We start from the raw sequence: 19,468 nt of genomic DNA on the forward strand, positions 1-19,468 counted from the left end.
CTAGCGGTTGCGGGAACGCCAGCCGCCACGTCGTTTCGGTGCCCGAGCCGTCTGAAGGCCTTCGGTCAGAACCTGCGTCATCGGGTGATCGGGGTTCTGCTTGGCATAGCCCGCGTGCAGTTCTGCCAGCGCCGTGTTCTGGTCGCGATCTGCGGGAAGGCTGAGTGCCCAGTCCAGAAAGATGCTGCGGCATTCCGGCAGGGTTATGCCCTCGATTCGATAGGCTTCGCGGATCAGACCCTTATGGTCGTTGGGATCACTGCTGCGCGCCATCTTCTTCCCCCTTGATCACGCCCCCGATCAGATCGGCTGCGGTCGTATAACTCTCCAGCAATGCCGCCTGCAACGCCTCGACCTGTTCGAACCCGGTGGCACGGCACAAAAAAGCAGTTCCGCCTTCGCCGATCTTGTCGGCTTCGATCGCCTTGCCCGACAGCAGCCGCGCCGCGCATTGCACGGACCAGCATAAGTCATAGCAGTCTTTCAGAGATTGCGCCTGCGCGACATCCAGCAAACCGTCTGCGACGGCACCATCCAGACCAGAGGACACATCACGCTGTGCGGACCCGGCCAGCAAGGCGCCGGTTTCGGCCATCAACTCGATATCCATCAATCGGCCGGGGCCGTTCTTGGCGTCCCATATGCCGGCGGGCGCCTTGGCCGCGGCCAGACGCGACCGCATTTCGGCCACGTCGCGCAGCACTTTGTCCCCCTCTCGCGGGTGCGACAGAAACTCGGTACGGAAGGCTTCGATTTCCTCGGCCAGCCCGACGTCTCCGGCGACAACATGCGCGCGGGTCAGGGCCAGATGCTCCCACACCCAGGCTTCGTTCCGCTGATAATTGACAAAGCTGGCCCAACTGGTCGCGACCGGCCCCTGATTTCCCGAAGGGCGCAGCCGCATATCGACCTCATACAAGCGTCCCTGCGACATCGGCGCGGACAGTGCCGTGATCAGAGCCTGCGTGAACCGCGCGTAGTAGGTGCGCGTGGCCAAAGGGCGCGGACCCTCGGACATGTCCTGATCCAGCGGATCGTAGATCACGATCATGTCCAGATCGGATTGCGAGTTGATCCGGCCTGCCCCCAGCGACCCCATCCCAAGCACAGCAGCACCGCGCCCCGGTGCGGGGCCGTGTTTGCGGGCGAAATTGTCGGTGACATGCGGCAGGATGGCCGCAATGACCGATTGTGCCAGTTCGGCATATTGCTGGCCTGCCTGCGCCCCGTCGATCAGGCCGCGCAGGTGATGCACACCAACCCGGAAATGCCATTCCTTGCACCAGCGCCGTGCAAGATCAAGCTGGGTTTCATAATCCGTTTCTTCCGACAAAGCCTGCGTCAATTCCGCTTGCAACGCCTCTTGCCCGGGCCAATCCGCAAAGAAACTGCCCCCGATCACCGCGTCAAACACCGACGCGTTGCGCGACAGGTGCGAGGCCAGAGCATGCGACGTGCCAACGATATCGATCAACAAGTCGATCAGTTGCGGATTCGCCTCGAACAGCGAAAACAGCTGCACCCCGGCTGGCAGGCCCGCCAGGAACCCGTCCAAAGCCATCAGCGCTTCATCGGGCTTTGCGGTTTTGGCAAGACGCGACAACAGCTCGGGCCGCAGACGTTCGAAAATCCGCGCGCCGCGCTGGGACCTCAGGGCCGGGTATGTCGTCCAGCGGGCCAAAACGCTTTTGTCGAATTCCACATCCTGCACTTGGACCGGTGCCGCACCAGGTCCGGGGGCAAAGAATCCTTCGGTCAACTCATGCACCTCGGTCAGGCGATTTGTCAGGTCTTGCGTCAACTCGGCACTGCTGATCCCCATCAGACAGGCAACGCGTTCGATCCCGTCAGGCGAACTCGGCACCTTGTGGGTCTGTGCGTCATGAATCATCTGGATGCGGTGTTCGACTTCGCGGTGCGCGCGGTAATGATCGGTCAGCTTGTCCGCCACATCCTGCGGCACCCATCCTTTGGAGGCCAGCGCCGCAAGCCCCGAAACCGTACCGCGCACCCGCAGGTCAGCGTCTCGCCCGCCGGCGATCAACTGGCGGGTTTGCGTGAAAAACTCGATCTCACGGATACCGCCCTGCCCCAGTTTCATGTCGTGACCGGGGATCGACAAAGACCCTCCGGTGCCTTTGTTTTCGCGGATGCGCAGGCGCATGTCATGGGCGTCCTGAATGGCGGCAAAATCCAGATGGCGGCGCCAGACAAAGGGGCGCAGGCCGTCAAGGAAACGCTGCCCCGCAGCCAGATCTCCGGCACAGGGCCGTGCCTTGATATAAGCGGCCCGCTCCCACGTACGACCGAGGCTTTCGTAATACCGCTCAGCGGCCTCCATCGCCATGCAAACCGGTGTCACGGCGGGATCGGGGCGCAACCTCAGATCCGTGCGGAAGACATAGCCGTCCGCCGTCTTTTCGCTCAACGTCGCACAAAAGTTGCGCGTGGCCCGAACCATACCGTGCCGGGCCTCGTAAAAGTCATCGGGGTCAAAGCGCGTTTCATCGAACAGGACGATCAGATCGATGTCCGAGCTGTAGTTCAGCTCATGCGCGCCCATCTTTCCCATCGCCAGGATGACCAACCCGGCTGCGGTTTCGACATCTTCCTCGGTCATACCCGGCAGCTTCTTGCGCCGGATCAGTGTTGCGATCTCGGCCTTGGCCGCAACATCGGCGGCCAGCGCACCGAAATCGGTCAGGGCCGCCGTGACCTTCTTCAATGGCCACGCACCTGCAATATCGGCCAACGCCGTGAGCAGAGCCATACGCCGCTTGGCCTGCCGCAATCCGGGTTTCAACTGATCCGGCGGCAGATCACGCGCGGCAGCCATGACGTCAGCCAATGCCTGATCCGGGCGCATCAGGGCCTCGGGCAGCCAGTCTTTCTCTTGTTCGATCAGACCTTTCAGATAGGGGCTCGAACCGGCGGTGCCCGCCACCAATTCCGCCATCTCGGCCGGCATATCAGGCAGCAGGGCCCGCGCTTCGTCGCCCAGGAATGGATCGAAAGCACGCGGAAGTCGTGTAATGGCAAGAGCGTCTGTCATGGGCGCAAACTGCGCATCGCGGCGCGTGATCGTCAATGGGGCATTCTGATCAGGTGTTCTGAACCGGCGTGTCCTGACTGAAACTGTTGACCCAAACGTCGTTTCTGCGTTCCCACAAAGAAGAAATCAGCATCGCCTCGCGCGTTGTCGCACCCGGGCGCAGGTAATCGGCCATGTAGGACAACAGGACGATATCCGGCGTCAGAACTCGCAATCTCTCGTCGCTCAATTCGAACTCGGCCATCGTCGGCGCATCTGCAAATTGGCCGACATGATCGTCACGATTGGCAAATCCAGTCGGATAGACCCCAAGAAAATCCGCGCTCAGCAAGGCCCGGTCCGCGCTAGCGTTGCCGTCGACCAGCGCCATCCAGACCTGCTTTTCCAAATTCAGAATCTCACTCAGCGCAGGTGCCGTTTTGTGTTCCGTCATATCCATTTCCGCAACCTGCGGCTGATGACGTTCATCGTCAACCGAATTGCTGAATGTAAATCTTTTTTACATCGACCCCTTGCAACCCCCGCCCACGACCCCATCTAATCAATGTGAAAAGAGTTTACATCAACCCTGGAGAGCTCAAATGACCGCATTGTCCGACCCCGCCGTCCCCGCGAATCCGGGATGGCTTTATCGAATCGAGGCCTGGCTGGATGACAAAGGCAAAGGGGCCTGGATCGCCGCCATGGTCCTTGGTTTCATCTTTTTCTGGCCGGTTGGCCTGGCCCTTCTGGCTTACATGATCTGGAGCAAACGCATGTTCAGCAAATCCTGCAACCGCCGCAAATCCTGGCACAGCCACATGAGCGCGATGAAGCCGTCCGGCAACAGCGCATTTGACGCCTACAAGGCAGATACACTGGCCCGCCTTGAACGCGAACAGCAGGACTTCGAGGCGTTCCTGCGCCGCCTGCGTGATGCCAAGGACAAGGCCGAATTCGACGAGTTCATGGACGAACGCGCCCGCGAGAACCATGAAGACGACGGCAAAGCCACGCCTGCCTGATTGACCTTGCCCTGTCCCGGCATTCCGGGACAGGGTACCCTGACCCTTTTTTTCGGACCTGACGAATGAACCACCTGCCCGACCCGGATACCCAACCAGAATTCTACAACTCAGTGACAAGCAAACGCTTTGTCGCGTGGTTGTTTGATGTCGCCTTCATCTCGCTGCTCTGCACGGTGGCGATCCTGTTGAGCGCAGGCCTCGGTCTGTTTTTTCTGGCCGTGATCTATGCCGTCATCAGCTTTGTCTATCGCGTAGTAACCATCACCAACGGCTCGGCCACACTGGGCATGCGGTTCATGGGAATCGAATTGCGCGACGCATTCGGAGAGCGGATGGATATGGGCAAGGCCATCGCCCACACTGCAGGCTATTTCGTCAGCATGGCGTTCGCTGTGATTCAGATCATCTCGGTGATCATGATGCTGACCAGCGCCCGCGGCCAGGGCCTGACCGACAGTTTTCTGGGCACGGTCATGATCAATCGACGGGCCTGACACGCGGTTGCGTGAAACACTTGGCGGCCTCGGGAACGGTTGCTATCATCCCACCCGAGGCTACCTGGGAACTTCATGCGACACACGCTGCCAATTGCGCCACAATTCTATGTCACGGCCCCGCAACCCTGCCCTTATCTCGACGGCAGGATGGAGCGTAAGCTGTTCACCGCGCTCCAGGGCGAAGGCGCGGAACAGCTGAACAATTCCCTGTCACAGCAGGGGTTTCGCCGGTCGCAGAATGTACTCTACCGCCCCTCCTGCACAGATTGCGCAGCCTGCCTGTCCGCCCGGATCGACGTCTCGGCGTTCCGCCCGACAAAAAGCCAGAAACGCGCGGTGAAACGCAACGGATATCTGCAACGCCGTGCCACGTCGCCCTGGGCCACGGACGAGCAGTATGAGCTGTTCCGCCGCTATCTTGATACCCGGCACGCCGACGGCGGCATGGCCGACATGGACGTGTTCGAGTTTGCGGCAATGATCGAAGAAACGCCGATTCGAAGCCGCGTGGTGGAATATGCAGATCCGGAAACCGGCGACCTGATTGCTGTCAGCCTGACCGATGTGCTCGATGATGGGCTGAGCATGGTTTATTCCTTCTACGATCCGAACCAGCCTCAGAATTCTCTGGGCACCTATATGATCCTGGACCATATCGAGATCGCGCGTGAAGCGGGCCTGCCCTATATCTACTTGGGCTATTGGGTCCCCGGCAGCCCCAAGATGGGCTACAAGGCAAAATTCTCCGGGCTTGAGGCCTATGTTCAGGGCGAATGGCAAAAGATCACGGATCCTGATACCTTCTGCGCTTCCTCACGGCACCCCCTGTCCACCGCTCCGATTGCCGAGCAGGTGGCCAATATCCAGCTTCCCGACCGCCACCCGACCAAGGGCTGACCACCCCATGAAACAGAACCTGCACGCCGTCACCCTCGTGGTGCCGGACTGCGATGAAGCCATCTCGTTTTACACAGGAAAACTCCGTTTCAAGCTCTTGAAGGATATAGATCTCGGAGGCGGAAAACGCTGGGTCCTGATCGCCCCGCCGGGTTCAGACGGCAGCGCCCTTCTTCTGGCCAAGGCCGACGGGCCTGAACAGCGCGCCGCCATAGGCAGCCAGACCGGTGGCCGCGTCGGATTCTTCCTGCAAACCGATGATTTCCACCGCGACTACTCACAGATGCGTGCCAACGGGGTCCATTTCGAAGAAGATCCCCGCAGTGAATCCTATGGCACTGTCGCCGTCTGGCGCGATCCTTATGGCAACCGCTGGGACCTGATCCAATTCACCTGATCCGCTTCTTCATCTGGCCCAAAATATCCCGGGGATGAATTGGCCGCAGGGCAAGAAGGGGCTGGCCCCTTCCCCCCAACAATCAAGAAAAAGGGAGCCCCAAGGCCCAACCCCTGACGTTAAATGTTGATAAGATATTCGGCTGGCCGCTCTGCGGCCAGCTTCTTTCATTGAACCAAGCACTTGGTCGGCTTCCAAAGGCAAGCTATTCAAAAAGGTGCCTCGAAGATACTTTCGATGACCGGTCGGCTGAACTACAGAAGAAGCTTTCTCCTCTGGGGCGAAATGAGCTGTCTTCATACAACAAATTATTAGGCAAGGAAAAATTGATGGCAGAACAGTTTTCTTTTGAAGTAGCTTCATCATCCACCGGGGAAATCTACCATGTGAGCGTTGTTCGAGAAGGAACAAATCTTACGTGCACTTGCACTTGTCCCGCAGGGCGGAAGCGGACAGCTTGTAAGCACCGCCTTGGTATCCTCCAAGGGCACGATGGAGGTGTCACAGGAGGCGATATCGAGAGCATTGCTCGCATGCCGACTCTCTTAAACGGAACCGATGTCGAGAAGGCAATGAATGATCTAACGGCCATCGAACTGGAAATTGCTACTCTGAAGAAGAGAGCAACGGCTGCGAAGAAGGCTCTTGGCCGCGTCCTCGATGATTGATTAGACATTCATTTAGCCTGCTAAGTAAAAAATGCGGCCACTGTTGGCCGCATTTTCAACATTTACCGACAGGGGCTGGGGCCCCAAGGTCCCCTTTTGCATATTGATGGTCCGGATCAGTTCGGGATCAGGTCCGGCACGATCGTGACAATCGCCGGGAAGAACCACAGGATTGCGATCCCCACCACCTGGATCAGAACAAACGGTATGATCCCGCGATAGATATGGCCCGTCGTCACTTCCTTCGGCGCAACCCCCCGCAGATAGAACAACGCGAACCCGAACGGTGGTGTCAGGAAGGATGTTTGCAGGTTCACCGCCACCATGATCGTCACCCATTTCGGGTCGAACGACCCGCCATAGATCACCGGCCCCACGATGGGGATCACGATGTAGATGATCTCGAGGAAATCCAGCACGAATCCCAGAATGAACAACACCAGCATCACGATCAGGAAGACCGTGAATTCGTTGTCAAAACTCTTCAGGAATTGCTGGATATAGTGCTCCCCTCCGAACGAGATCACCACCAGGTTCAGCAATTGCGATCCGATCAGGATGGTAAACACCATCGAGGTCACCTTGGCCGTCTCGCGCACCACCGGGGTCAGAACTCCGCTTGAATACAGCACCCAGCACCCGAACAGCAGCCCGAACAAGGCATACAGATAGGCTGCATACGCGATGATGAAGGCGATCCAGGTCTCCAAGGTCACATTGCCCTGATTGACCCGCAGGTCAAAGTTCACCCCCATCAGCAAGGCGATGATCACGGCAAAGGTCGACCAGATGATCACCTTGCCCGATCGCCCCTGGTCCTGAAGCTTGCGATAGGCCGCCAGCATGATGGCGCCACCCGCCCCCAGCGCCGCCGCCGGCGTCGGGTTGGTCACACCGCCCAGGATCGAGCCCAGAACCGCGATGATCAGAACCAGTGGCGGGAAGACCACGCGGATCAGGTCATTGGTCGCACATCGCGCCGCGGCTTCCCTGCAACCATACATGGTCAGTGCGAAGGGCAACGCGAGCAACAGGAACGTTGCCCCCGAAGATGTTGTGGGCGAGATCAGCAGGATATCGACCAATACCATAAGCAGCAGACCAATCGCACCAACGATAAGCGGCTGTGGCGCACGCGAAGGGGCGATGCCACGGCCCAGCACCAGGGTAAGACCCAACAGCACGACGGTGATCGCGACACCTGTGCCAATTGGCGCGGCAGATGCGATCATCTCCTGTTTTGCGACGGTCAGTTCTTCTTCGGTCAGGCGGTGAGATTCAGCCGCACCGCCGGCGGCATCAATGGCTTCCTGCTCGGCGACGGCCTGATCCCAGGCGGCCTGACCATGCAGATCGATCATCGAAGCCTTGCATTCTTCCGACACGTTGGTACGCAGCGATGCGCCCTGCCCGATATCCGAGAAAGCCGAGACCGAGACGCTCTGGCTGCCGATCACGCCGACATTGCCCAGCAAAACCGCGCCGACGATCAACGCAACCGGTGCGCCCAGCAGCCAGGTCAGACCTTCAGAACGGGTGATCGGCTCACCGGAGCCACCCGACATTGCAACGGCAGGTGCCTTGTGTGGATTCAGCAGCGCATAGCCAAAGGCATACAACGCATAGAGCAGCGCCAGAAGGATCCCCGGCAAAAGCGCCGCCTGGAACAAGGTTCCGACCGAGACAACCGCGGGCTCCCCCAGATAGGTCAGTGCATCGGTGCAGCCGGCCTCGACAGCCCGTGTCTCTTGCGCCGTGGAATACAGATCACCCGCCAATGTGCCAAGCAGAACGATCACGATAGACGGCGGAATGATCTGCCCCAGCGTCCCCGACGCCGCGATCACACCCGTGGCAAGCTCGGGCGAGTAGTTGTTTCGCAGCATGGTCGGCAAGGCCAGCAGGCCCATGGTCACCACGGTCGCGCCGACGATGCCGGTAGAGGCCGCCAAGAACGCCCCCACAACCACGATGGACACGGCCAGACCACCCGGAAGCGGTCCAAAGACGCGCGCCATCGTCGTCAGCAGATCGTTCGCGATCTTGGAGCGTTCCAGCGTGATCCCCATCAGAACGAACATCAGCACGGCCAACAGGGTCTCAATGGACTGCCCTGCCAGTACGCGCTCGTTCATGCGGTTCACGATGAACGACACGTTGCGGTCCAGCGCGGTTTCCCAGCCAGAGACAAAGACCGGCTCGGCTATCCTTGGCAAATCCGGGTATCGGAATACCGATATGACATCAGGTTTTACCCCGGAATTTACAATATCCCGATAGGCTTGCGAGCCTGTGTCGATTGCCTGGTGGATCAACAGCCCGGCACTGTCCAGTGCAGCGATGATCCCAAAGGAAATCACTCCGGCGCCGCCGATGGCAAAGGCCACCGGGAAGCCGGAAAGGATGCCTCCGAAGAGGCAGAAGAATACGATAATGAGGCCTATCTCGACGCCATCAAGTCCGAACAACATAGTCTGGGTCTCCGTCCCTAATGTGCGCCTTCATAGGCTTCTTCACCCTCACCAAGGCTGTCCTTGTCGAGGTATTTTCCGGTGCTTTCCGGCCCTTCCACGTATTCCAGATACGACCGGTACAGGAATGCGATTGCGTGCAGGAACACCATGGCCGCAAAGGCCACCAGCAAGATCTTGAACAGGAAGTAGGCGTTGAATCCGTTGGGGCTGAACCCAATGGTTTCCACGTTCCAGCGCAGCGCACGGGACTTGGCCACCAGTCGGTCCAGCGTGTCACTGGCCGAAGGTTTCGGCACGATCAGGTGCCGCCACATGAAGTACCAGCCATACATCCAGGTCAGGACGGCCATGGGCATCATGAACAAAACCGCACCACACATATCCACCACCCGTTTGGCCCGGTGGCTGATGCCGGCATAGATGAGGTCAACGCGGACATGCCCACCCTGCACGAATGTGTAGGTACAGCACAGGCAGACAACCATCGCGTTGTAAAGCTTCAGTTCTTCCGCGAACCAGCTGATGTCCATCTGGAACGGAATACCCAAACCAAACGACATATCGGGTCTGGTAAAGACCCGCTGCATGAAAACGATCACGATCTGCTGGATCACCATCAGAAGCCCCGCCCAGGCAAAGAAGCGCCCGGTGGTGTTGGCAAACCCCTCAAGGCCCCGCACGATGGCCCACATGAAATTCCGGTAGTACAGCCCGATGGCCGTCAGAACCAGAAAGAACGTGAACACCACAAAGAAGAACTCGACCGAACCGCCATAATAGACAAAGCGCATGATCGACGCCTTGTCGGACCAGTCCAGCCAGAGCTGCGGATGCGTGATGGCGTATCCGAAATTATAGAAGGCTTCGGCAATGCTCTGAATGAACCAGACCAGTCCATTCCACAGGGCGCCGAAGAACGAGATACCGTTTTCGTCCTGCATGTTGTCCCCAGGTCGTCTCAGTTGCGCATGGATTATTGTTGCTTGCCCAAGTCTTCAAGCGCAACGGGAAAGGTTCCCCCGCCGCGCGGGGGAACCGGTTGTCCTTGGATCAGAAAGGCTTAGCCGCGAACACGGTCACGCTGAGCAGTGTAGACACCCGACGACAGGTTGTTCCAGGCAGACGAAGCAGCCATCGACGTCATTGCGCTGTCATGGATCTTCTTGAACAGCTCATCGCCCATGTTCTCGTCCAGAACTTCCTGGCTTGCCTGACCAAACGCGTCCCAGACACTGTCCGGGAATTCCAGAACCTTGACACCACCGGCCTGCAGACGCTGCAGTGCTGCGCCATTGTTGGCCAGGAACTGCGCCAGGTTCCACTGGTGCGCCTCGGCGGCAGCGATCTCAATAATCTTCTGCTGTGCCGGGGTCAATTCGTTGAACACGTCACGGTTGGTCGCCAGCGACAGACCTGCACCCGGCTCGTGGAAGCCCGCAGTGTAGTAGGTCTTGGTGATTTCCTGGAAACCGGCTTTTTCGTCCGCCCACGGACCGATCCACTCGGTACCGTCGATCGCGCCGGACGACAGCGCCTGATACACTTCCGACCCCGGAATGTTCTGGACCGATGCGCCCAGTTTACCCAGTGCTTTACCACCCAGGCCCGGCATACGGAACTTCAGACCGTTGAAGTCTTCGGGGCTGTTGATCTCTTTCGAGTACCAGCCACCCGCCTGCGCACCGGTGTTGCCGGCCAGGAAGGACTTCAGGCCAAAGATTTCGCCCAGCTCGTCATGCAGCTCCATCCCGCCGTCATGATAGTACCAGTTCACCAGTTCCTGTGCCGTCATACCGAAAGGCACGGCCGTGAAGAACGCATAGCCCGGGTGCTGACCCACAAAGTAATAGTCGGCCGCGTGATACATGTCGGCCTGACCTGACGACACGGCGTCAAATACTTCGAACGCGCCAACCAGCTCGCCCGCTGCCTTGATTTCAACATTCAGGCTGCCATCCGACATGGCGTTGATGCTGTCGGCACACCGCTGCGCGCTGTCAAACACACCCGCCAGACCACGACCCCACGAGGTCACCATGGTCAGAGTACGCTGTCCCTGCGCATAAGCCGGTGCTGCCAAAGCAGTTGCCGCAGCCGCCGAGCCGCCCAGCGCGGATTTTTTCAGAAATGAACGACGATCCATATGAGTGTTCCTCCCCTTCATAGTCACGGTCCGGCAGAACCGGACCTGTCGCATTCAGTGCGCGTCAGCCTAATGTGGCCGAAGTGAAAGGGAATACCTACTACTGCGTAGAGAATCGATTTCTTTGCTTTTTTCGACCAGAAATCGGGCGGTGAAGCCCAGCAGTTAAGATGATCATCATCGTATTTGCCGGACAAAGCCCAATCTTTTTGCATTTTCGCCGCTGCTTGCGTATCGATTCGTCCATGCAAAGACTCCGACATCTGGTCTCGCTGACCTATGCGCAGAAATTGTCGCTGGTGGCGGCAATCCCGCTGGTCGTGGCCGTGGCGGCAATTGCCATGCTTGTCACCTACGAGGCCCGCGCGACCGCCGAGCGTGAGATCGAAGCGCTGGAACGCAGCCTGATCGAAGCCAAGAAGGAAGAGCTGCGCAACTACGTGACACAGGCCCGCAACGGGTTCGCGTACATCTATGGCCGGGCCGAGCCTGATGACGAGGTCGCAAAAAACCTCGTGTCCCAGATCCTGTCGGCAATGATCTATGGTCAGGATGGGTTCTTCTTTGTCTACGATTATGACGGCAACAATCTGGTCAGCCCGCGCCAGACGCAGTTCATCAATCGAAACTGGGAGGGGCTGACGGACAGCGATGGTACCCCGATCGTTGACGAGTTCATCCGCCTCGCCCGCCAGGGGGCTGGTTGGCACAGCTTCATGTGGCAGAAGCCTTCGACCGGGGAAGAGGCGCAGATGATCGCCTATGTCGTCGGGCTTCAAGACTGGCGCTGGGTCGTGGGGACCGGTGTCTTCATCGACGACATCGTCGCAACGGTGGCCAATGCAAGGGCCGAAGTCGAGGCCCGCGTTCAGCGCACTTTCATGTATATCGGCGCGATCGTCGTGGCGGCGGTGCTCATCGTCTTTGCATCGGGCATGCTGCTGAACATCCGCGAGCGCAGACTTGCGGACGCCAAGCTGAAGGAACTGACCCAGCGCGTCTTTGATGCGCAGGAAGAAGAACGAGGCCGGGTTGCCCGTGAACTGCATGACGGCATCAGCCAGATTCTGGTCGGTGTACGTTACGCGCTGGACAACGCGCGGCGCCGCCTGTCCCGTGGCGATGATGCGGGCGCGCGCGATCCGCTGGACAAAGGGATTGACCATCTTGGCACTGCCATCACCGAGGTCCGCCGCATCAGTCGCGACCTGCGCCCCGGCGCACTGGACGATCTGGGCCTTGGGCCCGCGCTGAAAGCCCTGACCGACGATTTCCGGGACCGCACCGGGATCGAGACGGAATTCTCGACCGTGGTATTCCGCAACCGGCTGGATCAGGACAGCAAGATTGCCCTGTATCGCATTGCCCAGGAAGCGCTGACCAATATCGAGCGCCACTCGGGCGCCACGCATGTTACGATAGACCTGCGCGGGCACAAGAAAGGGGCAACCATGCGGATCACCGACAATGGCCGGGGCATGCGGACCGATCCGGGTACCCCCAGCACCGGGATCGGGTTGCGCAACATGCAAGAGCGCATCGAACAGCTTGACGGGTCCCTGCGCATTCTGTCATCACGCGGACCGCGTGGCGGCACCGTCATCGAAGTCAGCCTGCCGCTGAGCCACCTTCTGCCACCGCAGGAAGACGCAACCCCGAACCGAAAGGCCGGCACATGAGCGCCGAAAGCATCCGAGTTCTTATCGTCGACGACCATCCAATGGTGGCCGAGGGCATCCAGTCCATCCTTGAAAGCTATGATGAGATCCAAGTTGTCGGTACGCTTGGCAGCGGACAGGCGGCAGTGGATCAGGCTGTTGACCTTGCCCCGGATGTGATCCTGATGGATCTGAACATGCCCGGCCTCGGCGGTCTCAGCGCCACGGAAATCATCCTGGAACGATTGCCGGAAACGCGCATCCTGATCCTGTCGATGCATGACAGCCCGGAATACATATCGACCGCGCTCAGCCACGGTGCCAAAGGATATGTGCTCAAGGATGTGCCCACTGATGAGATCAAGCAGGCCATCGACGCGGTGATGCGGGGTGAACAGTATCTGTGCACAGGCGCCAGCGGATCATTGAAACCCAAGGGCGACACCACGCGCGAAGCGCTGACCGGACGTGAACAGACCATTCTGCTGGAACTGGCGCAGGGCAAATCCAACAAGGAAGTTGCGCAAACGCTGGATATTTCCGTGCGGACGGTCGAAACGCACCGCAAGAATATCAAGCGCAAGCTTGGCATCTCTTCAACCGCCGGGCTGACACGCTACGCGTTGGAACACGGCGTACTGCAAGGCACTGGCGTCGGTTTCTGATCTGCACGCGCCCGCAGCGCGCAGCGCTGCCCGGCCCAACCAGAGGATACACGCCGCAGGCGTGTGGACGACGGGCGGGAGCGGTACCCGCCGGGTCAAAGACCTTCTCCGAAAAAAACCAATGTCCCGTCTTCGTCCAGAACGTGGAATTCACGCTGATTATAGGGCTGATTGAACGGCGGCCTGACACGGCCTTCGGGCAGATCGGCCAATCGGTCGCGCAGGCTGTCATAAAGCCCATCAATATCTTCAACATCGATATAGAAGGAGTGTTCATCACCCAATGGCTTGCCGTCATCCCGGGGTGGGCACTCCAAAAGGCGGATCGCAACAGGACCACGTTTCAAAAAGGCATAATTGTCTTGCGTGAACCCACAGGTGAACCCAAGGCGATCACAATAGAAGTCGATCTGGTCCTTCAGGGACGAGCACAACACAAATGGTGTAAGCTGCAAAATCTTGGGCATCTGACTCTCCGGACAGGAAACAGATGCATTGTACCGAGGTTGACCACTCAATCCAGCAATTGATCCTTTCGAAGCCCCGCGCGCTTGTAGTGATGCGGCAAAACGCGGCCATACAATTGCTGCGTCCGTTCCACACCGCCACACATGCCTTCAGCCTCGACAAAGGAAAAGATGCCGACATAACGGCGGCGCTTGCCTCTGACCGGAGCAACCCTGTGCAGTGAATACCGGCCCTTGAATATCTGCAAATCCCCCGGCCGCAGATCCAACCGGCGAACGCGCCCCATGTTCCCATCGAGAACCGCAGCCACGAGATCAAAGTTTTCATCCTCTGCCGTGCGCAGGTTGGGCGCGTACTCGAACGCGCCGCCCGTCTCTGCGTTCTGGATGGCCAGCGTCACGGTGTAGTTGTTGGTGTCGAAATGCCAGGGAAAGCCCTGCCCTTCCTCCACGACATTGATGATCACATCCGCCAATGGATCATCGTAACGAAAAAAACGGTCTTCGGGTTCATTCAGGGCATCGCGGACAAAGGGAAGAAAACCGTCGAACTCGTAAATGCGCCGCAGCGGGCCGGATTTCGAAAGATTGTCGGCCGGAACAAAGGCGTTCGAACGATCATAGAACCGGCGGATCGGATGGGCGATGCCAAGCCTTGGATCGTCCTTCGTGAAATAGGCGTTGGTTCTGTTGAAGGACCGATGCGCCTTGGGTGCCACCCCCTCGGCTTCTTGCACCAGTAGCTTGACCCCTGCGTCGTGCACGAAACCAGGCAGAACAGCACATCCATCCTGCTCCAATTCGCGTCTCAAATCCTCGATCAGCCGATCATAAGCCGGTGAATCGGGGCGATCGATTGGATAGCGGCCAAGATCAACCAGGTCCTGCAACATTCTAAGCCTCCGGGTTTTGCCCCCTGCACGCTCAGCGTGGCGCAGAAAAAAGTAATGATCATGCCCGTTTCGGACATCGGCCTGACGCTTTCAGACCGCCTGATCCGTGCACAAAACGGCCAATTCACACACCGAATTCCCGGAAATTCCCGACATGCGGCAATCTGCGCAATAAAATGTCGCAAAATACCGCTGCTGAGATAGAAAACTGGTGCAATTGCCTGTTGACGCCCCTTCCCCCCGACCATAATGTCGCCTCCAAGCAAAAAGGAGCCTCTGGCGATGAGAACGCTAGTCGTAATCGTAGGAACCACGCGCATGGGCCGGTAACGGTAAACCATAATCGAACCCATGCGCCTCCGAAAATCTCGGGGGCTTTTTTTTGTCGAACGCAAGACACATGTCGCGAACGGAGCAAAGCAGATGACACGTGAGATGACCGGCGCAAAGATGGTGGTTCAGGCCCTCAAGGATCAGGGCGTGGACACGGTATTCGGATACCCCGGTGGCGCCGTGCTACCGATCTATGATGAGATCTTTCTGCAAAACGACATTCGCCACATTCTGGTGCGTCACGAACAGGGCGCGATCCACGCCGCCGAAGGCTATGCCCGATCGACGGGAAAACCGGGCGTCGCGCTTGTCACCTCCGGCCCCGGTGCCACCAATGCTGTCACCGGTTTGACCGATGCGTTGCTGGATTCGATCCCGATCGTCGTTCTGACCGGGCAAGTCCCGACCTTCATGATCGGATCGGATGCGTTTCAAGAGGCCGACACCGTTGGCATCACCCGCCCCTGCACCAAGCACAACTGGCTGGTGAAAGACACGGACTCGCTGGCTGAAACCCTGCACGAGGCATTCCATGTCGCCACCTCGGGCCGCCCCGGCCCGGTGCTGATCGACATCCCGAAGGATGTGCAGTTCGCGTCGGGCGAATATGCCAGCCCGAAACCTTCGACCTCGCATTACCAACCAGCGATGAAAGGAGATCTGGAAGAGATCACCGAATTGGTTGCCGCGATCGAAACCGCAAAGAAACCGATCTTCTATACCGGCGGTGGCGTTATCAATTCCGGCCCCGCGGCAAGCCAGTTGCTGCGTGAACTGGTGGATGCAACGGGCTTTCCGATCACCTCAACCCTGATGGGCCTTGGCGCCTATCCTGCCTCGGGCGAAAACTGGTTGGGAATGCTCGGGATGCATGGTCTCTACGAGGCCAACATGGCGATGCATGATTGCGATCTGATGATCAATATCGGTGCGCGGTTCGATGACCGGATCACCGGGCGTATCGATGCGTTCTCGCCGAACTCGAAGAAAGCACATATCGACATTGATCCGTCCTCGATCAACAAGGTCATCCGGGTGGACATCCCGATCGTCGGCGATGTGGCGCATGTGCTCGAGGACATTCTGAAGATCTGGAAGTCGCGCGGGCGCAAGACGGACGCCGCGAATGTCAAACAATGGCAGAACCAGATCGCCGAATGGCGCAAGATCAACTGTCTGGCGTTCACCAACAGCGAGAAGTCGATCAAACCGCAATACGCGCTGCAACGTCTTGAAGAGCTGACGAAAAAGCATGATCGCTACATCACCACCGAGGTGGGTCAGCATCAGATGTGGGCGGCGCAGTATCTTGGGTTCGAAGACCCCAACCGCTGGATGACCTCGGGCGGGCTGGGCACGATGGGCTATGGCTTCCCCGCCTCGATCGGGGTGCAGATGGCACATCCGGACGCGCTGGTGATCAACGTCGCCGGCGAGGCCAGCTGGCTGATGAACATGCAGGAAATGGGCACCGCCGTTCAGTATCGCCTGCCGGTGAAACAGTTCATCCTGAACAACGAGCGCCTTGGCATGGTGCGCCAGTGGCAGGAGCTGCTGCATGGCGAGCGGTATTCGCATTCCTGGTCCGAGGCCCTGCCCGATTTCGTCAAACTCGCCGAGGCCTTTGGTGCGAAAGGCATCCTGTGTTCCGACCCCGCCGATCTGGACGATGCGATCATGGAGATGATCAATTATGACGGTCCAGTGATCTTCGACTGTCTGGTCGAAAAGCACGAGAACTGCTTCCCAATGATCCCGTCGGGCAAGGCGCATAACGAGATGCTGCTGGGCGAAGCCGAGACTCAGGGCGTAATCGACTCCAAGGGCTCGGTTCTGGTTTAACAAAATTCGACGGTTTTGATTGAGCGCCGCGCTGCGCCCAACCTGTCAAGGATGATGAAAGGGACGTAAATGTCTGCCCTACATATCAAAAAAGGCTCCACCCGCCATTCGGCCTATAACCTACGGCCCACCTTCTCGGACGTTCAGGAACGCCATACCATTGCGGTTCTGGTCGAAAACGAACCGGGCGTACTGGCGCGTGTGATCGGCTTGTTTTCGGGCCGCGGCTATAACATCGAAAGCCTCACCGTCGCCGAGGTGGACCATACCGGCCACCTCAGCCGCATCACCATCGTCACCACCGGCACGCCGCAGGTGATCGAACAGATCAAGGCGCAGCTTGGGCGCATTGTCTCGGTGCGTGACGTGCATGATCTGACGGTCGAGGGCGCATCGGTCGAGCGTGAACTGGCGATCATCAAGGTCGTCGGCGAAGGCGACAAGCGGGTCGAAGCGCTGCGACTGGCCGATATCTTCCGCGCCAATGTAGTCGACAGTACCCTGAATTCTTTCATTTTTGAGATCACCGGCGCGCCCGACAAGATCGACGCCTTTGCCGATCTGATGCGCCCCCTGGGCTTGATGGAAATCGCCCGTACCGGCGTGGCGGCCCTGCTGCGCGGCGATTGATCGACCTGTCCCGCCTTGGCACTTGTCTTGCGGCCAAGGCGGGAACACTTTTAAGAGTGGCCGGCGATATGCAATGCAACTTTGGCGATCTGAATGCGCTAAAATTGCCATAAGGTCAGCTTTTCCTGTTAAAGATCAGTCATTTTCAGATAAAGCCTATTGCCTTTGCGCATAGGGCCGTTAGCCTTGAAGCCGCAACGCGACGTGGGGATACGTTGCTTGGGGTCATTCTGTACGATTTTTCGATGCGCACCGGGCTTTGGCTTCTGTGCGAAGATGGTTTCTTCCGGAAACTGAGCAAGACGTGGGCACCCATGACCGACGACATTCGCAGTCCTGCTGAGCTTCGCGCAATGTTTGGTGCGAACCTTCGGCAATTGGCAAAGCGATATCGCTCGGTCTCGGCGCTGTGCCGCCAACTTGGCGTGAACCGCACCCAGTTCAACAGATATCTTTCCGGTGAAAGCGTTCCCAGACCGGATGTGCTGGACCGTATTTGCCGGTTCTTCGATGTCGATGCCCGCATTCTTCTGAAACCGCTGGACGAGATCGAAAAGATCGAAGAACACCCCGCAACTCCGGCGCTGACAGAGTTTCTGGGCTCGGGTGCGGATGCGATCGAGAAATCCCTGTTTTCACCCGGGTTCTACGCGGTGATCGAAAGCCTTTCGGCTGAACACCGGATGACCCTGCTGCACGCCCGACCCCTGGCCCAATGCACGTTGATCCGTGGCTACGTGTCGCGTGCGGAAATGCCCGAGGCAACACCGAAAGCGCGGGAAATACGGGGGATAGCGGCCTCAAGCGGTGACACCGTCTATATGCTGACCTCGCAGCGGGAAGGTCACAACAGCCGGGTCTATCTGATCTCGCCGGACCCTACGGGAACGGCAGTTCATTGGCGTGGGTCAGTCATCAGTCCGGCAAATGCGACAAGGCCCGAACCCGTTGTGCTGAAATACCTTGGGCACGACTCGACGGCCATTTTTGCTGCTGCACGATTGTCGACGAACAACGTGGCTCAGCACCTGTAACCTACCGTCTCAGGTCGGTGTTTCCCCTTCATCGTTCCGCGTGATCTGCCGGTACAGATGCCAGCTGGCATGCCCCAGCAGCGGCAGGACCACCAGCAACCCCAGAAACCAGGGCACCATCGCCAGAAATGTCAGCACCGCGATGAACGCGCCCCAGGCCAGCATCACTGGGTAGTTCTTTGACACGTAGGAAAAACTGGTGATCATGGCAGTCACGAAATCCAGTTCACGATCCAGCAGCAACGGAATCGACAGAACGGTGATCATGTACAGAACGGTCGCAAAAACCGCCCCGACTGCCGTGCCGACTGCCAGCATTGTCAGGCCATTCAGCGTCAGAAACACCTCAAGCGAGGTTGACACGTTGGTCATCGTCGCCAACCCCATGAACAGGGCAAAGATCATGTGCCCCAGAAAAAACCAGAACAGAAACACGACGACTATGATCGCGCAGATCGAGGGCAGTTGTCTGCGGCTTTGCTGCATCACGACCCCGAAGATCGCGCCAAAATCGAGCGGCTCGCCTTGTTCCAACCTGTGCGAAACCTCGTACAGACCAACAGCGGCAAACGGGCCGATCAACGGAAACCCGATGGCCGCCAGCACCAGCCAGAAGGTTGTTCCGGTCTGAACTGTCACCCATGCCATCGCCCACCCGGACAGTACGTAAAACCCCGCAAAAACAAGGCCGAACAGCGGTGCGCGGCGAAAGTCGGCCCAGGCGCGCTTCAAAGCAGTGCGCAGCATGGCGGTATCGACCGGTCGCATATCCGGAACACCAAAGGGTTTGTCCATGTTGTCTTCCTCCTCC

At 58.6% G+C, this 19,468-nt stretch carries 19 protein-coding genes; 10 read left to right on the forward strand and 9 right to left on the reverse strand.

From position 1 onward, the window contains the following. From NOR97_RS09125 to NOR97_RS09135, 3 genes are read right to left on the reverse strand one after another with little or no spacing between them, the layout of a single operon-like run. On the reverse strand, positions 1-273 hold the full coding sequence (locus NOR97_RS09125; protein ID WP_257598900.1) for a hypothetical protein: 273 nt from the start codon (positions 271-273) through the stop codon (positions 1-3). Continuing rightward, the gene (locus tag NOR97_RS09130; RefSeq protein WP_257598901.1) at positions 257-3,052 is read right to left on the reverse strand and encodes a glutamine-synthetase adenylyltransferase; all 2,796 of its coding nucleotides are present in this window, start codon (positions 3,050-3,052) and stop codon (positions 257-259) included. Before NOR97_RS09130 ends, NOR97_RS09125 begins: the two co-directional genes overlap by 17 nt. A 49-nt stretch (positions 3,053-3,101) precedes the next feature. Further along, on the reverse strand, positions 3,102-3,485 hold the full coding sequence (locus tag NOR97_RS09135) for a nuclear transport factor 2 family protein (protein ID WP_257598902.1): 384 nt from the start codon (positions 3,483-3,485) through the stop codon (positions 3,102-3,104). Positions 3,486-3,633: 148 nt separating this feature from the next. Here NOR97_RS09135 and NOR97_RS09140 point away from each other — a divergent pair, with 148 nt between their 5' ends. The 5 genes from NOR97_RS09140 (at position 3,634) to NOR97_RS09160 (ending at position 6,518) form a co-directional block, all read left to right on the forward strand. Beyond that, positions 3,634-4,056 carry a DUF2852 domain-containing protein gene (locus NOR97_RS09140; RefSeq protein ID WP_170343990.1) on the forward strand — a complete coding sequence of 141 codons (423 nt, stop codon included), beginning with the start codon at positions 3,634-3,636 and terminating at the stop codon, positions 4,054-4,056. Positions 4,057-4,121: 65 nt separating this feature from the next. Further along, positions 4,122-4,553 (forward strand): RDD family protein, encoded by a 432-nt coding sequence (locus tag NOR97_RS09145; RefSeq protein ID WP_170343989.1) that lies wholly within the window; start codon positions 4,122-4,124, stop codon positions 4,551-4,553. A gap of 75 nt (positions 4,554-4,628) precedes the next feature. Continuing rightward, a complete protein-coding gene (locus tag NOR97_RS09150; RefSeq protein ID WP_257598903.1) occupies positions 4,629-5,453 on the forward strand; it encodes an arginyltransferase in 825 nt (274 codons plus the stop codon). A gap of 7 nt (positions 5,454-5,460) precedes the next feature. After that, positions 5,461-5,850, forward strand: coding sequence for a VOC family protein (locus tag NOR97_RS09155; protein WP_257598904.1), 390 nt, complete (start codon positions 5,461-5,463; stop codon positions 5,848-5,850). A 170-nt stretch (positions 5,851-6,020) separates the two neighbouring features. Further along, entirely contained in the window at positions 6,021-6,518 is a 498-nt protein-coding gene (locus tag NOR97_RS09160; protein ID WP_257598905.1) for an SWIM zinc finger family protein, read from the forward strand. A gap of 116 nt (positions 6,519-6,634) precedes the next feature. Here NOR97_RS09160 and NOR97_RS09165 read toward each other — a convergent pair whose 3' ends face one another. From NOR97_RS09165 to NOR97_RS09175, 3 genes are all read right to left on the reverse strand, one after another. Continuing rightward, complete coding sequence (locus NOR97_RS09165; protein ID WP_170343986.1) at positions 6,635-8,989, reverse strand: TRAP transporter large permease subunit; 2,355 nt, start codon at positions 8,987-8,989, stop codon at positions 6,635-6,637. A gap of 17 nt (positions 8,990-9,006) precedes the next feature. Beyond that, positions 9,007-9,933, reverse strand: a complete 927-nt coding sequence (locus NOR97_RS09170; RefSeq protein ID WP_257598906.1) for a TRAP transporter small permease subunit — start codon at positions 9,931-9,933, stop codon at positions 9,007-9,009. A gap of 119 nt (positions 9,934-10,052) precedes the next feature. Beyond that, positions 10,053-11,135 (reverse strand): TRAP transporter substrate-binding protein, encoded by a 1,083-nt coding sequence (locus NOR97_RS09175; RefSeq protein WP_117868673.1) that lies wholly within the window; start codon positions 11,133-11,135, stop codon positions 10,053-10,055. 245 nt (positions 11,136-11,380) lie between these two features. Here NOR97_RS09175 and NOR97_RS09180 point away from each other — a divergent pair, with 245 nt between their 5' ends. Together NOR97_RS09180 and NOR97_RS09185 are read left to right on the forward strand one after the other, a co-directional pair. Further along, positions 11,381-12,814 (forward strand): cache domain-containing protein, encoded by a 1,434-nt coding sequence (locus NOR97_RS09180; protein ID WP_257598907.1) that lies wholly within the window; start codon positions 11,381-11,383, stop codon positions 12,812-12,814. Then, on the forward strand, positions 12,811-13,458 hold the full coding sequence (locus NOR97_RS09185) for a response regulator transcription factor (RefSeq protein ID WP_257598908.1): 648 nt from the start codon (positions 12,811-12,813) through the stop codon (positions 13,456-13,458). Before NOR97_RS09180 ends, NOR97_RS09185 begins: the two co-directional genes overlap by 4 nt. Before the next feature lie 95 nt (positions 13,459-13,553). Here the strand turns inward: NOR97_RS09185 and NOR97_RS09190 are convergent, their stop codons facing one another. Further along, positions 13,554-13,925, reverse strand: a complete 372-nt coding sequence (locus NOR97_RS09190; protein ID WP_152458269.1) for a VOC family protein — start codon at positions 13,923-13,925, stop codon at positions 13,554-13,556. Between the two features lie 47 nt (positions 13,926-13,972). Continuing rightward, positions 13,973-14,818 (reverse strand): hypothetical protein, encoded by an 846-nt coding sequence (locus NOR97_RS09195; RefSeq protein WP_257598909.1) that lies wholly within the window; start codon positions 14,816-14,818, stop codon positions 13,973-13,975. 423 nt (positions 14,819-15,241) lie between these two features. Between NOR97_RS09195 and NOR97_RS09200 the strand changes: the two genes are divergently transcribed. From NOR97_RS09200 to NOR97_RS09210, 3 genes are all read left to right on the forward strand, one after another. Then, positions 15,242-16,993 (forward strand): acetolactate synthase 3 large subunit, encoded by a 1,752-nt coding sequence (locus NOR97_RS09200; protein WP_170343980.1) that lies wholly within the window; start codon positions 15,242-15,244, stop codon positions 16,991-16,993. Positions 16,994-17,062: 69 nt separating this feature from the next. Beyond that, on the forward strand, positions 17,063-17,623 hold the full coding sequence (gene ilvN, locus NOR97_RS09205; protein WP_117868667.1) for an acetolactate synthase small subunit: 561 nt from the start codon (positions 17,063-17,065) through the stop codon (positions 17,621-17,623). 314 nt (positions 17,624-17,937) lie between these two features. After that, the gene (locus tag NOR97_RS09210; protein WP_257598910.1) at positions 17,938-18,657 is read left to right on the forward strand and encodes a helix-turn-helix domain-containing protein; all 720 of its coding nucleotides are present in this window, start codon (positions 17,938-17,940) and stop codon (positions 18,655-18,657) included. Positions 18,658-18,666: 9 nt separating this feature from the next. On the opposite strand, the gene NOR97_RS09215 is transcribed toward NOR97_RS09210, so the two are convergent. Next, positions 18,667-19,452 (reverse strand): DUF2189 domain-containing protein, encoded by a 786-nt coding sequence (locus NOR97_RS09215; protein WP_257598911.1) that lies wholly within the window; start codon positions 19,450-19,452, stop codon positions 18,667-18,669. Positions 19,453-19,468: the final 16 nt, after the last annotated feature.

Origin of the sequence: Ruegeria sp. YS9 (genome assembly GCF_024628725.1) — a bacterium.
Lineage (GTDB): Bacteria > Pseudomonadota > Alphaproteobacteria > Rhodobacterales > Rhodobacteraceae > Ruegeria > Ruegeria atlantica_C.